We start from the raw sequence: 2107 nt of genomic DNA on the forward strand, positions 1-2107 counted from the left end.
GGCCGGCGGCCGCCGGCCGTCGGCACCTGATCGCCCCGGTCAGGCCCCGACCGGCACGGCCGACGCCCTCGCCAGGAACCGCCGGACGATCTCCTCCCCCGCCGTCACCCCCACCTCCGTCAGGGCGGTGACGCCGGGGGCCGTCCAGCCGCTGTCCGCGAGCTCGCCGTGCCCCGGGCGCCAGCCGGCGTCCGCCGCGAGCAGCAGGTCCGCGTCGAGCAGCGAGTCCCCGGCCGCCAGCACGGTGTCGGCGCCGCTGCGCCGCACGACCTCGGCCAGCGCGGCGCTCTTGGTGAGCGGCGCGGGCACCGCGTACACCTTGCGGCCCTGCAGGGAAACCGTCCAGCCGCGCTCGGCGCACCAGCCGGTCAGCTCCGCCAGCCAGCCCGCCGGCAGCGCGGCCCGCTCGACCACCAGGTAGGCGAACAGCTCGTCGGCGACCTGCCGCTTGTGCGTCCACTCCGGGTCGGCGCACAGCGCGAGCCGCCGGACCACCTCCTCCAGCGGGGCCGAACCGGCGGCGATCCGCGCGGTGATCTCGGCCCGCCAGTCGCGGTCCGGCACGCCGTCCACCAGCAGCTGCCCGCCGTTGGCGCAGATCGCGTACGCGGGGACCCAGTCCGGCGTCGGACCGGGCAGGTTGACCCGCCCGTACTGCTCCGGCGTCCGGGTGGTGGCCGGCACGAAGCAGGCCTCCCGGGCGAGTTCGGCGAGCAGCCCGGCGGCCCGCTCGGTCATGAAGGACAGCGGCCGCCCCTGGTACACCTCGACGCAGAGCAGCCGCGGCGCTAGCCGGTCGGGCGCGCCCAGGGCCATGGCCCGCTCGGAGTAGATCAGCGTCCGGTCGAGGTCGCTGGCCACCAGAACACCCATCAGGAATCCCTCCCCGCAGTCTCGGTCACGGCGCGCCCGCCGGTCACGGCACGCCCGTCGTCCCCGGTCGCCCCGCGGCTGTAGCGGGGGTGGATCAGGCCGACGCAGGTGTACGGCAGGCCGTCCACCTCCTCGACCTCGACGCCGCGCTGGGCGGCGAGCAGCCGGACGTGGTCGAGGTCCGCACCGGCGCCGCGCCGGGCGAGGATGCGCCAGGGGACGCGGCGCAGCAGCACCCGGGTGGTCTCGCCGACGCCGGGCTTGACCAGGTTGACGTTGTCGATGCCGTACTCGGCGCTGATCCGCTCGACGGCGGCCCAGCCGGTCCAGTCGGGCGCCCGGTGCGGGTCGGCGGCGAGCCGCTCGGAGCCCTCGACCGCCGCGGTACGGACCTCGCCGAAGCGGGCGGCCACCGCGTCCAGGAAGGCCGCCGAGACGTCGCTCCCGGCCAGTTCGGCGTAGTGCTTGGCGCCGTGGAAGTCGTCCGGCCCGATCAGCCCGGGCCGCAGCACGGTGCGCGAAACCAGCCCGGAGACCGTGGAGTTGAGGCAGGCGGACGGGATCAGGAAGTCGTCCCGGGTGCCGTACGTCCGCACGCAGCGACCCGGGTCGGCGAGCACCGCGAGGTCCGGGTCGAAGCCGGTGCCGGCCAGCGCGTCGGCGAGTTCGCGGGTGATCGCGCCCTTGCCGGTCCAGCCGTCCACGAACACCACGTCCCCGGCGCGGTGATGGGCCGCCAGGTACCGCAGCGCGACCGGGTCGATGCCGCGGCCGCGCACGATCGAGACCGCGTAGTGCGGCACGGACAGGCCGTGCGCGAAGGACAGCCAGCGGCGCACCAGGATGCCGACGGGCGTGCCGGCCCGGGCCAGCGAGGCGAGCACCAGCCCGGGACCGCGCTCGCGCAGCAGCGTCTCGGCGACGGTGCCGACGGCGAGCGCGATCCGGCCGGCGGAGCCGCGCAGCGCCTGGTGGAACAGCTCCTGGTACTCGGGGCTGGGCTGGTACTCGACCGGCAGGGACTCGGCGTAGTGCGCGCCGCCGTTCTGGACGGCCTCCTCCCGCTCCTCGGTGGGGGCTTCGAGCACGACCCCGGAGAGGTCCTTGAGCAGCCAGGCCACTTCCTCGGCCGGGTACGAGGAGAACGCCGGCCCGTACAGGGGCGCGGGCAGCGCGGCAGGCGCGGGCGGCGACGGGGGCACGGGCAGCGCGGCAGCCGCGGCCACCGGCCGGT

Annotated in this window: 2 protein-coding genes; both read right to left on the reverse strand. The window is 76.5% G+C overall.

The features are described 5' to 3' along the window. Positions 1–39: 39 nt before the first annotated feature. Positions 40–873: an HAD family hydrolase gene (locus KS423_RS44170; protein ID WP_224285317.1), complete on the reverse strand. Its 834-nt coding sequence runs from the start codon at positions 871–873 to the stop codon at positions 40–42. Continuing rightward, the coding region (locus KS423_RS44175) for a cysteine protease StiP family protein (RefSeq protein WP_224285318.1) at positions 873–2107 on the reverse strand (1235 nt) is incomplete at its 5' end. The genes KS423_RS44175 and KS423_RS44170, both read right to left, overlap by 1 nt.

This window comes from Streptomyces sp. LS1784, assembly GCF_020103755.1.
GTDB lineage: Bacteria > Actinomycetota > Actinomycetes > Streptomycetales > Streptomycetaceae > Kitasatospora.

Coding starts and splice junctions, on each gene's coding strand:
- KS423_RS44170 (WP_224285317.1), bottom strand. CDS start 873: ATGGGTGTTCTGGTGGCCAGCGACCTCGACCGGACGCTGATCTACTCC.